The organism is Ignavibacteriota bacterium, assembly GCA_019637995.1.
Classification (GTDB): domain Bacteria; phylum Bacteroidota; class Ignavibacteria; order Kapaibacteriales; family UBA2268; genus JANJTB01.
This window is the reverse complement of sequence record JAHBUQ010000001.1, coordinates 1,174,750-1,189,243: the sequence shown is the minus strand read 5'-3', so window position 1 is coordinate 1,189,243 and position 14,494 is coordinate 1,174,750. Positions and strand designations below refer to the sequence as shown.

General features: G+C 32.1%; 9 protein-coding genes. 5 read left to right on the top strand and 4 right to left on the bottom strand.

Features of this window, described 5'->3' with window-relative positions; translation table 11 throughout:
* Nucleotides 1–10: 10 nt before the first annotated feature.
* Together KF896_04630 and KF896_04625 are read right to left on the bottom strand one after the other, a co-directional pair.
* On the bottom strand, nt 11–886 hold the full coding sequence (locus KF896_04630) for a DUF58 domain-containing protein (protein MBX3042985.1): 876 nt from the start codon (nt 884–886) through the stop codon (nt 11–13).
* 30 nt (nt 887–916) lie between these two features.
* Entirely contained in the window at nt 917–1,903 is a 987-nt protein-coding gene (locus KF896_04625) for an AAA family ATPase (GenBank protein MBX3042984.1), read from the bottom strand.
* Between the two features lie 207 nt (nt 1,904–2,110).
* Between KF896_04625 and KF896_04620 the strand changes: the two genes are divergently transcribed.
* Genes KF896_04620 through KF896_04600 form a run of 5 tightly spaced genes read left to right on the top strand, consistent with a single transcriptional unit; the run spans nt 2,111 to nt 8,559 of the window.
* Nucleotides 2,111–3,004: an HD domain-containing protein gene (locus KF896_04620; GenBank protein MBX3042983.1), complete on the top strand. Its 894-nt coding sequence runs from the start codon at nt 2,111–2,113 to the stop codon at nt 3,002–3,004.
* A gap of 14 nt (nt 3,005–3,018) precedes the next feature.
* On the top strand, nt 3,019–3,450 hold the full coding sequence (locus KF896_04615) for a response regulator (GenBank protein ID MBX3042982.1): 432 nt from the start codon (nt 3,019–3,021) through the stop codon (nt 3,448–3,450).
* Entirely contained in the window at nt 3,443–4,540 is a 1,098-nt protein-coding gene (holA, locus tag KF896_04610) for a DNA polymerase III subunit delta (protein MBX3042981.1), read from the top strand. The genes KF896_04615 and holA overlap by 8 nt, the downstream gene beginning before the upstream one ends.
* Nucleotides 4,518–5,720 carry a metallophosphoesterase gene (locus KF896_04605; protein ID MBX3042980.1) on the top strand — a complete coding sequence of 401 codons (1,203 nt, stop codon included), beginning with the start codon at nt 4,518–4,520 and terminating at the stop codon, nt 5,718–5,720. The genes holA and KF896_04605 overlap by 23 nt, the downstream gene beginning before the upstream one ends.
* On the top strand, nt 5,710–8,559 hold the full coding sequence (locus KF896_04600; protein MBX3042979.1) for an SMC family ATPase: 2,850 nt from the start codon (nt 5,710–5,712) through the stop codon (nt 8,557–8,559). Before KF896_04605 ends, KF896_04600 begins: the two co-directional genes overlap by 11 nt.
* Here KF896_04600 and KF896_04595 read toward each other — a convergent pair.
* Nucleotides 8,543–9,343, bottom strand: a complete 801-nt coding sequence (locus tag KF896_04595; protein ID MBX3042978.1) for an RNA methyltransferase — start codon at nt 9,341–9,343, stop codon at nt 8,543–8,545. The genes KF896_04600 and KF896_04595 overlap by 17 nt on opposite strands.
* Nucleotides 9,340–14,322, bottom strand: coding sequence for a choice-of-anchor D domain-containing protein (locus KF896_04590; protein ID MBX3042977.1), 4,983 nt, complete (start codon nt 14,320–14,322; stop codon nt 9,340–9,342). The genes KF896_04595 and KF896_04590 overlap by 4 nt, the downstream gene beginning before the upstream one ends.
* Nucleotides 14,323–14,494: the final 172 nt, after the last annotated feature.

Below are 14,494 nucleotides of genomic sequence, written 5' to 3'. Positions count from 1 at the left end.
AATGAATATATTATCTTTTATTTTCACGTTTCTTGAAGAAATTTTGCAAAGGTGCAATGTAAGACTCATCAGTTCTGATTTTTATCAAATCAACCTTATTTCGATTTAATATTATGTTAAGAGATTTTTGATTTGTATCCCACCAATCATTATAATTTTCTCTGTATTTTTTAGAGGCTGTATCAACCCATTGATGTTTACCTGTTTCGGCATCAAAAACTCTAATCAAACCAACTTTCGGAAGTTCGGCTTCAGACTTGTCATATATTTGAATAGCAACGGTATCATGCTTTTTAGCGGCAATTTTAAGAGATGCTTCATAATTTTCAGTTAAAAAGTCAGAAACAACAAAGACAATACTTCTCTTCTTGAGCACATTAGTAAGGTATCGAAGTGCCAGATTGATATCGGTTTTAAGTCCGCTTGGCTTAAATTCAAGAAGCTCTCTGATAATTCTCAGAGCATGCGTTTTGCCTTTTTTGGGAGGTATGAATTTTTCAATTATATCACTAAATAAAATTAAACCGATTTTATCATTATTTTGTATAGCTGAAAAAGCAAGAACTGCACATAGTTCCGTTACTAAATCCTTTTTATACTGAAGCTGAGTACCAAAACTTTGAGAAGCAGAAATATCAACAAGCAATACAACCGTAAGCTCTCTTTCTTCTTCGAAAACCTTCACATAAGGCTCTGCATATCTCGCTGTAACGTTCCAGTCAATAGACCTGATGTCATCACCCGGAAAATATTCGCGAACTTCACTGAAAGCCATTCCTCGACCTTTGAATGCACTATGGTATTCACCGGAAAACAGTTGTTTTGTAATCCCGCGGGTTTTGATTTCAATTTTTCGTACTTTTTTTATTAGTTCTGAAGTTTCCATTGACAAATTTCGCTTTAATTTAAAATACCATTAAGGAACTTCCACAGAATTGAGGATTTCGCTGATAATATCTTCACTTGAGATATTCTCGGCTTCAGCTTCGTAAGTAATACCTATTCTGTGACGAATAACATCATGACAAACAGCACGAATATCCTCAGGAATTACGTAGCCGCGTCGTTTGATGAAAGCATAAGCCTTGGCTGCCATAGCAAGATTTATCGAACCACGTGGAGATGCACCGAAACTGATGAGTTCTGTTAATTTGCCAAGACCGTAATCCTGTGGGAACCTTGTAGCAAAGACAATATCAAGAATGTATTGTTCGATTTTTTCATCCATATATACATCTTTGATGATATGTCTTGCTTTTAAAATAGTTTCAGGGCTGATCACAACATTACACTTTGGAAATTCCTGGGCTGTGTTTTGCCTTAGAATACTTTTTTCTTCATCACGTGTAGGATAACCAACTTTTAATTTGAGCATAAACCTGTCAACCTGAGCTTCAGGTAAAGGATACGTTCCTTCTTGTTCAATTGGATTTTGAGTTGCAAGTACAAGAAATGGCTCTTCAAGATTATACGTATAATCTCCGATTGTAATCTGCCGTTCCTGCATTGCTTCAAGAAGAGCAGACTGAACTTTTGCAGGTGCTCTGTTAATTTCATCGGCAAGAATCAAATTTGCAAAAACAGGACCTTTACGTACAGTAAATTCTTCCTTTTTTTGATTATAAATCATTGTACCCGTGAGGTCTGCCGGAAGTAAGTCAGGTGTAAACTGAATACGGCTGAATTTGGCATCAATAGCCGAAGCAAGTGTCTTGATTGATAATGTCTTAGCAAGTCCCGGAACACCTTCCAATAGAACATGTCCATTGGACAAAAGACCTATTAAAAGTCTTTCAACCATATATTTTTGACCTACGATGACTTTACCGATTTCCATCATCAAAATATCAACAAAGGCGCTCTCATTTTGAATTTTTTCATTGAGTTCCTTTATATCAGTCATAACGATTCCCGAAAGATTGTTATTAAAATTTTTACTATCAATTCAAATAAAACGAATTTTTACAATTAAAATTGAATGAAAATAAAAAAAACCTGAATATATTTACCCGTTATGAGTAAAGAATACTTTTTAACTTGTTTTAGATGATTTTTTTTATTAATTTAGAGTATATTTTGTAATGTATATCCCAAAAAAGAATTTTTAATTATGGATGCAGTTGAAAGCAGGATAAATGAACTCGAGGAGATGGTTGAAGATTTAGGTAATCAACTTGCTGAGAGTTATTTTCAAGTTGTTAAAGTCTTGGCAAGAGCAGTAGAAACAACTGAAAAATTTTATGATGGTAGTCATTCGAGATTTGTTTCCGAAAAATCTGCTCAGGTAGCTCAACTACTCGACATGAATGACGAAGATGTAATGGAAGCCAGAATCGCAGGGCTTTTACATGATATTGGAAAGCTGAATTTTCCAGAATCCTGTTTGTATAAATTTACATCAGAGATGACGGAAAATGAATATACTAAATATAAGCAGCATCCAGAGTTGGGATACCATATCCTTGAGCCTTATCATTTGCTGTCAAATATTTCGGAGATAATTTATCAGCACCACGAAAGGTTGGACGGTAGCGGCTTTCCGAAGCAGCTACATAGAGAAGCTATACATCCGGTAGCGAAAATAATTGCTGTAGTTGATTATTTTCATAATCAAATGAATAAACGTCAGAGGGCAAAGGGTGAAAATTTCAATGGTGCTGTTCAGTACTCGAGCACTTCTTCATATCTTGATACATCAAGGGAAAGGTATACAGCAGCATTAAATTTTATGTCAAGAAAATCAAATATTTTATATGACCAAAAGATTGTTGACACATTTATTCAGTTGATGGAAGATGAAAGACAGTCACTTGGATTCAGGTCAGTTATGAGAATTCCGGTAAACGGCATTGAGCCGGGTATGGTTTTTGCCGATGACTATCTTACTTCTTATGGAATGCTTATTGCAGCAAAGGGTGAGGTCATTACTCACGAATCTATGATCGCTATCAAAAGGTTTTTTGAGGCTGAAGAATTACCTTCTAAAATATTGGTTGTCAAATAATTTAATCTATAGAAATGCCGAATTTAAGTAATAATATGCGTATCCCGGGTTTTGAGCATGTAACAATTATGATTGTTGAGGATGAAGAACCATTCAGAAAACTAATTTCAAAAATAGTCGAAAAATATCTTGGAGCAAGTGTTATTGAATGTCCTAATCCAAAAGTAGCATTTGAACAATTAAGTAAGAAAATTCCTGATTTGATTATTATGGATTTACAAATGCCTGTTATGGATGGTCTTACTGCCGTTAAGTATATAAGAGCTGCTGAAAGAACATCAAAAATACCAATTATTATTTGCTCTGCACTTGGATTTGAGTCCGTTTTGAAATCAATGACTTTGTATAATGTCGCAGATTTTATTGTTAAACCGGCAGACGCACAAGTTATCATAAAAAAAATTATTCACGTATTGAATCAAAATTCTCATAATTCTAATGTATAAAAATATTAATGATTTACTTAAAAACAGCGAATCACATAACATAATATTGCTGTTCGGAGAGGATGAGTTTGCCAGAGAGGAAGCTCAAAATTTACTGATAAAGAAATTTGTTGCTACAGAAGATGATAAGTTCAACTTCGATATTTTCGACGGGGAAGATGCGAAATTAAATCAAATTATTGATTTATGTCGTAGTTATCCAATGATGACTGAAAGAAGAGTTGTTTTAGTAAAAAGATTTGACAAGCTTTTTTTAGGCAGAACGTCAAAAAAAATTGAGACATCATCACCTGTTGCTAATTATCTGGAGTCACCTTCTGAGACTACAGTTTTAATTCTGACAGCCTCAATTGACGGTGTTAAAGATGTTTTCAAAACGTTTAATTCATCTTCAAAGGATGCTTATCAAAAAAAAGTCGGCTCAATTAAATTCCCATATAATAAAATTATATCAAAATATTGCTGGATGGAATTTCCACGTGTATATGAATCGGAATATCCAAAATGGGTAGAATCCAGGTTGAAATCATTCGGCAAAACAATTGATCACAATGCCCTTGAAATTCTTGTCTCTCGCACAAAACAAACTCTTCGTGATTTAAGCAATGAAGTTGACAAACTCGTTCTTGCAACTGAAGGTGTAAGCAATATTTCTTTGAAGGATGTAAGCTTCCTCACAGGCTCAACGAGAGAATATACTGTATTTGAGCTTCAAAAAGCAATCGCAGAAAGAAATATAGCTAAAGCTGTTATGATTATGAACAAAATTTTGGCTGTTGACAGGCAGGAAATGCTCATGATTGCAATTTATTCAAAGTTTTTTACTAATTTACTTAAAATTTGCGATGATTTCAGAGTCGGAATGCCACCAAACTCAATGTCATCTAAGCTTGGAATTTCTCCATATCAGTTTAATGATTATTCATTAGCACTAAAAAAATATTCCCCTGATGAAATAGAATTTGCTTTACTTGCAATTTGCGAAACCGATTTGAAAATGAAGTCTTCTAACTCTGACGGTTTGATGGTAATGCAAAATATGCTTTTCGAAATTATGGAAAAGAAATATGAAAATCCTTCATTGCTCTGATATTCATCTCGGAAGGAGGATTGTAGGGGCTACAGGCGAGTTTTCAGAGCTAAGATACAATGATTATTTTGTTGCCTTTGCTTATATTGTCGAACAGGCTATCGAACTGTGCATTGATGTTTTTGTTGTTGCAGGAGACCTTTTTGACAAAAAGGAAATTTCTCCGGAAATTTTAGCCAGAACCGAAACACTATTCGAAAAGCTAAAAGTTGCAGGAATTAAAACCCTTGTAATTGAAGGAAATCACGACAATATCAAGTCAGGCAAGGAAAAAGAATCGTGGATTAAGTTTTTGGAAGATAAAAATTTAATTGTCAGACCTTTTTATAATGAAAAAGATGATGGTATTGAAATTAATCCCATTATTATAGGTAATGTTAAATTCTACGGATTAGGTTATCCGGGGTTTTTTGCTGATTCACTACTTGAAATGTTTGCCCAAAAAGTTAATAGGTCAGAGGGTTACCTTAATTATTTAATAATTCACACAGCGCTTGCGAATCCTGATTTTATATTAGGTACAATTAAAGCAGAATCAATCAGAAACCTTATAGGGAAAGTTGATTACATTGCAGGTGGTCATTTTCATGGATATTCTGCATTTCCTAAGGATAACCCGATTTTCTTTGTACCTGGTTCACCTGAAATGTGGGATTTGAACGAGTACAATCAACAAAAGGGATTCATCATTTTTGATACCGAAACAAATGAAAAAATCTTTTTTGAATCGAAAAATCGAAAAAAACTTAAAATTGAAATTAAAATTACCGAACCTGATTTAGTTGGAGCAAGACAGCAAATATTAAAGTTGATTGAAAGTATCGAAGTTACTGATAACCCAATATGTTACTTGATATTAGACATAAAGCATCAGCTTGAACTCGATATTCCTGAAATTGAGAATCAACTAATAAAAAAGGGAGCTGTCAAAGTTGTAACAAAAATTGTTGGTCAGAAATTATCGAGTTACAAAGATTTCTCAGGGTTTGATAGCACTATTGCTGAGATAGAATCAGAAATAATCTCAAAATGGGACAAGTTTGGCAAGATTCCACATGAAACCGAAAAGCTTTTAGACAAGATGAAATCTTGTCAAAACGAAGGTCTGTCAGATGATTTCAATGATTTTATAGATGGTTTCCTCGAAAGAATGATTGAAGGAAGCCCAAATGGTAATTAAAAAAATTATTTTGCAGAATTTCCGAAATCACAAATTGTTGGAAAAGGATTTCTCACGGGGAGTTAATTTGCTTTATGGACCAAACGGCTCAGGAAAAACATCAATTCTTGAAGCTATAGGTTATGCACTTTTTGGAGGGAAAATTCGTAGCGACAATCTTGCAGATTCTATAACTGAAGGAGAAAAGAAAGCTAAAATTTATGTCGAATTTTCAATAGATGATGATAATTTTGCAATTGAAAAGTCACTTCCTTCCGGATCAGGGAAACTCATTTCACTTGATAATACTCTTTTAAAAATTAATAGCACAAATGAAATTCAGCAAAAATTGCTTGAACTTATGGGTTTGAAGTTAAATTCTAAAGATTTTTTCACAAATATAATCGTGGCTTCTCAAAACAAGATTACCGACCTTTTTACAGGGACACCATCAGATAGGCGGAAAAGGTTCGATAAATTATTTGATACTGAGATTTATCGCCAGATTGCTGACGGAATGATTAAGGCATATATAAGTAATTTGGACAACCAAATTAAAGTCAAAACAGAAAGAATATTGGAGTTGAATTTATTAATTGTTGAACCTAAGTTGCTTGAAAATGCAAGAGATGAAGAGGCTAAGAAAAACAAAGTACTGGTAGAAAAAAAGTTAGAATTATCTCATAATCGAGAAATGTTAGAAAAAGAGATTGAGGAGCTGAAATATACTGAAAATCAGATTGAGAATAATGGTAAGTTGTTTGAAAATAATAAACTCAGGATTTCAGATTTACAAAATAATTTACTTAAATCAATTGCTGAACTGGAAAATTCTAAACAGGCAAAAATAGTCGTTGATAAATCTAAAATGGGTTATGATAAGTATATTTTGCTTAATAATGAAATTAAAAATTTAGATAATGAAATAGTTAAACTTGAGAAAGTAAGCAGCCAAACTGATATATTAGATAAGCAATTTTCAGAAAACGAAAAGGTGATTAGTAATCTAAAAACTGAATTATTATCAAAGAGCGAAAGATTAGGTGAATTAAAATTTGAACATGAACATATTTCTAAGTTGATTGATAAAAATCAAAATGAAGCTTTGCAACTAAATGAAAATTTAGAAATTAAAACATCTGTTTTTAATCAATTAAAATTTCTTTTCAACTATATCGAATCAACCGAAAATACTATTAATAAATACTATCAGGATATTGAAGTTATAAAAAATAGAATCGAAGTCAACGAAAAAAATATTACTGACTCAGAGAAATTATCAATCAAATCCACCGAAATACAAATTGAAATAGAAAAACTCAAGATTAAAATTATTGAAAAAGAAGGCTTGAAATCAAAAAAATCAGAAATTCTTACACGTATAAATGATAATGAAGAAGCCCGCAAAGAATTAGCAGGAGGGTCATGCCCCTATCTGAAGGAAAAATGCCTTAACATAAGTGGCGGAAGCTCATCAGCTGAATATTTTGACATTAAAAATAATCAACTGCAAAGTGATTTAGAACTACTTGAAATTGAATTAATTAAGCTGGTTGATATCGAAAATAAAGATAAAAATTTTAGGAAAGAGCAATCTCAGATTGAAAAATCAATTCAGGATAATGTCACTTTTCAGAATCAAATTGAAAAACTGAAATTTGAGATGTTGTTGATTGAGAAAAATATTGAGAAGTATAATCTTGAACTATTACTTACTTTTTCTGAAAATCAAAATTTCTTCAAAATTAATAATTTTCAAATAAGTAATAATAACTCTATTGAAATAAAAGATTTATTAAGTAAAATTCATATTGAAATTGATAGAATTCAGAATAATATTGATTCCAATAAAATTGACTATCAAACAAAAGAAAGTGAATATAAAATAAAATTAAATTTAATAAATGATATTGAACGAAGAATTTCTGTGATTGATTCAGAAATTGATAATATTACAACAAATCAGGAAAGTTTATCAAATAAAATTGAAATTAATAGAGTAGTTACTGAGCCAATTTCAGTTTATAAAGTCAAATTAGCCGAGTTGAAATCAGAGCAGGAAGTGCTCAGAAATGATTTTGAAGACTATGTTTCCAATTTAAATTCTTCAAATCAAATCAATAGATTTGAGGATGAAATCAGAGAATTTGAAGGTAAGCTTGTTAATCTACAGTCTGAAAATGAAAAACTTATAATACAAATAGAGAGTTTAAAATCACATTTTAATAAAGATAAATTGGCTTCTAAATCAGATTTAATTGAAAAATTGAAAACTGAAATTGATGAATTTGAAATAATTTTTACAAATTCTGTGGTTGAATTAAGTCGCATTAATTCTCAAATTGAAATTAATGAAAATAATATCAAATCCCGTGATGAATTTATTAATTTAATTAATCAACTAAACAAAAAGAAATATCTTACGGAGATTTTGAGAGATAACCTCAAGTCAATGGGGCAAATAATAGCAAACAAAATAATTGAGCGGATTCAAGCATCTGCTACAGAAAATTATCAAATGATCAGCGGTAGAATTGAAGAAATTATATGGAAATCTGATGAAGTAGATACTTATCAGGTCGCATTGAAGTTGAAAAATGGTTTACTGAGAAATTTTGAACTTCTATCAGGTGGTGAGCAAATGATGGTTGCAATTTCATTACGCTCTGCCATGAATTCTATGCTTTCAAATTCTAAATTTGTAATTTTTGATGAGCCGACAGTAAATCTTGATGTGGAAAAGAGGCGTGCTTTATCTGAATCACTAGGCTATATCCTACAAAAACTCGACCAGGCAATTATTGTAACTCACGATGATACTTTTGCAGAAACAGCAAATAATATCATTGAACTGAGTTGATTTGACGACTGATTTCATAAAGAAGTATTCCGGAACTTGCCGCTACATTCAGTGATTCTATTTTATTGCTTATTGGGATTTTTATAATTGTATCGGAAATATCAATAATATATCTATCAATACCTTTAGCTTCATTTCCAAATACAAGTACAAATTTTTTGGGAAACATCAATTCAGAGAAATTTATTGATTTTTCGTTGATTTCTGCTGAAATTATTTGATAGCCTTCATTTTTTAAGTATTTTAGAGTATTAACTGTGTATTCGGTGAAGCGATGTCTGAGGCTGAAAATTGTTCCCATTGAAACTCTTACCGCCCTTCTTATATATGGTGAACTTGTTGATTTATCCGTAATTATTGATTCAAATCCAAACGCTGCTATATTTCTTACAATAGAGCCTACATTTTCAGAGTCAACAATATTATTTAAAAATATAATTCTATCTCCAAGCTTATCTAAATCATGATTTTCAGGTTTCTCAGCTAATGCCATCACACCGGTATGCATTCTGAAACCAATTATTTCATTAAGAATTTCGTTGTTTGCAGTGAAAATATAAATACCTTTTCTTTCTGAGATTATACTATTATGTTCATAAATAAATTCCTTTCGAGCCAGTATTGAATGTATTTTGAGTGAAGATTGCAGTAATTTCATTACAACTTTTTCACTCTCAGCAACAAAGAGGGAATTACCATGATTATCTGCAAGATTATCCCTCATAGATTTATATGATGTTATCCTGCTGTCATTTATATTTTCTATTTGAATAATTTGCATCATCTGTTGACAGTCATTTTTCGTGTCAGGCGGGTTGTTGGAGTTGATAATTTGTATATATAATTTCCAATTGGAAGATTATGAATATTGAATTGTACCTGATATTCGCCGGGTATGATAATATCATCAAAAATAGTTCTAACTTCATTACCCAGCATATTAAAAATTGATATACTATGCCTTCCGGTTTCAATAACAGAAAATTTGACAGTTGTTTCAGTTGAAACAGGGTTAGGGAAGTTTTGACCTAATCTTAACCGCCCGTAATTCCCAATAAGTCTGACACCATTTTCATAGCACAGGCTATCGAGATAAAATGCTCCATCATATGTCTGAATTTTCATATTGCTGTTGCCAATTGCTTTTGGATTTGTTAATATTAGTTCTGTACTTTCAGCATTGCCTAAAGTAGCTAAAAAATTCAAATTTAAAGTATAAGAATTTTCATTACCGTTAACATTTACTGCTGTATATGTTAAATGTCTTTTGCCGTCAGACTTGATATATCCCTCGAATTCATCATCTAATGGTACAATCAGAGTTGGATTAAAAGCTAAGGTAAATTTGTATCCCTCAACATCAGGTAAATTAGTTCCGTTAATCGAAAATATTTCAATGGGTACAGTAATTGTATCACCAGGCTTAGCTGAAACTTCACCAGCACGAATTCCAACTCTGGGCTGACCGTCAGTAATAGCAGAAAGGAGAATAGTTCGGTTTGTGTTACATACATTCTTAAATTCAGCAATTTCAGCATATTGAAAACCAGAAGCACCTCCATTAAAAGTTGCAAAGACAAAAGACTTCTCCTGAGGCAATGTAATTGGAGGAACTATCGAATCTATACTGAAATTACCCCTAATTTCAGGTAATTCCCACCTTAATTCAATATTTCCTGTGTTTATAATCTCAAAAATGTACTGATGAGTTTCATTCTCAAGCAGCTCATCAATTTCAAGTCTATCATCTGATAATTTGAAATCCGCAATCCCGAAAAAACCATTTAATACAACATCAAATATACCATCATTCAAATTTCCATCATTTGTTTTTAGTCTGAATTTATCTGTATAATTTCCAGATTTTAATGGTCTAAAACCAAACTTTACTAAAATTTCACTGTCGGCATCAATTTTGTTTAATAAAATATCATCTTCAATAAAAAACGAAGTATTTTCATCAATAAATTCAAATGAAGATATGATTAGGGGGGTTGTTCCTGCATTTTTGATTTTTAAGTTTTGATATATTGTATCGGTCCAGCAAAGAATATCCGGGAAGTTGATTTCGCTCCCGGCTTCAATTCTTGCATCGCTTGGACCGACATAGGCAGCGAGAATGAGAGTTTTCACATTTCCGCAAGTATCAATAAAAGAAATATTTTCCGAATAAAGTCCCTCTGATACAGTCCCTGAAAATCTTACTAAGACTGATGCTGTGTCACCAGGATTTGTAAATTGAGGCTCTATACTTTCAATGGAAAAATGCTCAGAAGGATCAGGAATCTCAAATAATCCGGAGATAGTTCCATCATTAATCAGTTTTAAAGTAGAAAAATCTTCGGTTGATGTCTCAAATACATAAAAAGATAAATTTGATGGATGAAGTTTATAATTACTAATTTCTTTGCGAATATTGATTCTAATGTTATTTATTGTAGATTTATCAGCATTTATATCAGAATTTATTATAATTTCTGTTTCAAAATTTCCCGCAAGCGAATTTGAAAAATTGAGCAAAATACTGGTAGAATCTTTTTCAATAATTTCAAAATTTGTATTACTCAAATCAATTTCAAATGAGTCATTACCTGATTCGGATAATTCAATGGAATTGATTCTAAGTACTTCATTTCCAATATTTTTAATCCATATTTCCTGACTTGCTGTATTTTCGCAAACAATATCACTCAGACTAATTTCAGAAAGGTAGTTAATTTGAGGAGCAGCTCCGGCACCACTTAGTGTGACGAAATCATTCCCAATTTTTCCATCATAAACTACATCAAAAACAGCACCTGACATTGCAAATGAACTTGGATTGAATACCATTTCAACCGACTTTTGATTTCCGGAAGGAATAAATCCGGGTGAAAATCCAACAGTTTGGTACTGATTGTCAGGATTAAGGATTGGGGAGATACTTTCAATGTAAATGTCACTTGTGCCTAAATTTATAATATTAAATCTAAAGATATCTGAATCAAATCCAATTTTCACAATTCCAAAGTCATGTACTGCAGGTGAAATTTCAATCAATTTATCTTCAGCATAACCAAACAGAAATGACCTGTACTCCCTTAAACCACTTAGAAATAATAATGTATCCAACTTCGAGCCACTTGATTCGGGATTGAACCTGATCATGAGGTTAATTGAATCACCGGAATTAAGGCTAACAGGAAAAAGCGGCATTTCTGATGATATGCTAAATGAGCGGCTTGCACCCCTTATGATAATTGTATCAATATAAATGGGGTATGAATTGGGGTTTTTAATAATCGCTGTTATGTTGGAATCAATTGCATCGCCAACCCTCAAAATCGGAAAATTCACATTTTTGCTTGTTAGTGTTGGATTAACAATTGACCAAACACTGTCGGAGACATCTTCCTGAAGAGTAGGACGGCTAAATGGAATATCGTCAGGAGTCCAGATGAATACTTCGCCCTGAATTGTCGAACTTGCAATTCTGCCTCCATCGTGCCGCCATTTAATATTATTTACCATATTATTGTGTCCGGTAAAAGTATAAAACTTATTTCCGGTACCGGGTTGCCACAATGAAACAGCAGAGTCAGCAGATGATGATGCGATAAATTTTGCAGCTGGGTCCCAGGCTAGTGCGTTTACAGGCTTTCTGTTATTTACAAAACTTGTTAAATTATTTCCTGATGAGACATCCCAAACTCTTATGATTTCATTCATTGACGATGTTACTATAACTGAACCTAAAGGATTAAACCGGACTGAATTTATTCTTTGGTCACTTGCTTTAATATGGGTCACTTGGTCTGTCGTCAGGTCTATTACTCTGACAAATCCATCATCAAATCCAACTGATAATTTACTACCGCTTTTGTCCCATTCAACAGATGTTATTTGATTTGAATAGGAATATATTTTTGAAGCAGTAGCAGATGGAAAATCAAACAAAAATACTTTGCCGGATTCTGTTGCAGCTGCAATGAAATTATTTTCCGGATTCCAGTCAACAGAAGATATTATCTCTCCATCAACTGTGATAGATGATTCCTCGAATTCATTATCAATATTTCTAAAGCTAATTTTGTTGCTGTTTGCTGTTATAAAACAGTAATAATTATTCAGTGAACTTACATCAAAATCTTTTAATTCACTAATTCCACCTATTACTGTCCTTATCGGCTCTCCGGTTGAGGCATTCCACAACCTTATAAAACCATCAGTGCTACCAGTATAGATTTCATTGAGGTCATTCCGCCAAACTAATTCGACAACATTCCCAAGAATACCATTCAATGATATGATATTACGGCTCAAATCATATTTTGAAAGTTGACTAACATTTAAAAGGCAATTATTGCTTATTGTATTCGGAATATTTCTCCATACAAAACTATTACCGAATGCAGAATTTGTTATTTTATTCCAAGTACTGCCTCCGTTTGTACTGTATTCGATTTTCACTGTATCGCTTGGCAAAGTTCCTTCCCAAGTGATTGTATAGTATGAGCCTGCAGGCAGTGACTCCCCACCGTTCGGAGCTGTCACTCTTATTGTTTTATCAATTTCAAGTAGTCTGTCCGAGCCTCCTGCCAAACTGACTCTTCCGGCATTGCAAAAGCTACCGTGTATCTCAATATCTCTGAAAATATATGATGAATCTTTTGGTAGGAACTCAATTGTAATTGTTTTAGATTCCCCATTTCTGAGAAGAAAATTTTTTGGTTGAGTTGTAACTCTAAAATATTCATTATCAATAAATTCATCAATTTGAATATCGCCATTCAATGCTGTAAGACTTATATTTACAGTAGGTTTGGCTGGTGGGAGACGAAGCCCGAAATAATGATATTTTGGTTCAATTAAAAGTCTTGGGTGATTATATTCAGGAATTTCAATTTGCAGATTTCTGCTAATACCATATTCAGTAAAATTTAGATTTAAAATATTATCTTTTTGACAAGTGAATGATTTATATGAAATTGTACAAGCATCTTGAAATTCGGCAAGATATAAAAATCCCTTAACAGCTGAATTTAAGGCGTCATTATTAATAATTTTTCCTAAACTGAAGCCTGATGTTGATTCAGAAAGTTGTTTTATGATTTGTGATGGATTAAAATCAAGTGCAATAGCATTTAAACGAATATTATTTTGAATAAGTTGATTCCTTAAAGTATTCAGATTGCCGGATTCTGAACCATTGCTTATCAATAGAATTTCTTTTCTGCCATTTAACTTTTTTAGAATTTCTATAGCACCTGTTGTTGCATTTGCAAGGGCGTTAGTAATATCATTAAAACCTGAATTCGGAATATCATCAGGAAAAAATATTTCATCAAAATTTGAGTTGAAATCTGAAATGAAATAATTCTGATGGTTAAAACCCATAATTCCAATTTTGAGATTATTTAATTCAACATCCTGAAATATCTCAATTAACGTATTTCTCACTAAATTTGCATTTCTATTTAGCATTGAAGCGGAGTAATCAATTAGAATTAATATATTTACCTGCTCATCGGAATTTGAGATGAAATTGCAGTTACTTGAAATGATTTCTGATTGTTTAGCATTTTCGCTGATTATTAGATTGTTGGTGCCAAAGTTCTGAGGTAGATTGTTATTAATTAATATGCCGTTAATTTCAACAGAAGGATATTTACTGTAGTCTGTTTTGAAATGATAAAAATCATAAGCAATTGATATTGAATAATTTGACAATATCAAAATTACAAAAATCAACAAAGGTGATTTTAGATATATCTTTTCCAACAACAGTTTCACTTTTTAAATTTAATAAACGAATCACAAAATTATAATATAGACAATTACATCATTAAATTGTTACAAAATTAGCACAATCCACATAAAAAAACAACAATAATGCAAGAATATACCAACTTTTGCTAATATTTAAATAAAATATTTGAAAAAGATAAATTATTTT

Excerpts from the sequence above, each read along its gene's own strand:
- KF896_04625 (MBX3042984.1), bottom strand. The coding sequence starts at position 1,903 with ATGACTGATATAAAGGAACTCAATGAAAAAATTCAAAATGAGAGCGCC.
- KF896_04620 (MBX3042983.1), top strand. The coding sequence starts at position 2,111 with ATGGATGCAGTTGAAAGCAGGATAAATGAACTCGAGGAGATGGTTGAA.
- holA (MBX3042981.1), top strand. The coding sequence starts at position 3,443 with ATGTATAAAAATATTAATGATTTACTTAAAAACAGCGAATCACATAAC.
- KF896_04600 (MBX3042979.1), top strand. The coding sequence starts at position 5,710 with ATGGTAATTAAAAAAATTATTTTGCAGAATTTCCGAAATCACAAATTG.
- KF896_04615 (MBX3042982.1), top strand. The coding sequence starts at position 3,019 with ATGCCGAATTTAAGTAATAATATGCGTATCCCGGGTTTTGAGCATGTA.
- KF896_04605 (MBX3042980.1), top strand. The coding sequence starts at position 4,518 with ATGAAAATCCTTCATTGCTCTGATATTCATCTCGGAAGGAGGATTGTA.
- KF896_04595 (MBX3042978.1), bottom strand. The coding sequence starts at position 9,343 with ATGATGCAAATTATTCAAATAGAAAATATAAATGACAGCAGGATAACA.
- KF896_04630 (MBX3042985.1), bottom strand. The coding sequence starts at position 886 with ATGGAAACTTCAGAACTAATAAAAAAAGTACGAAAAATTGAAATCAAA.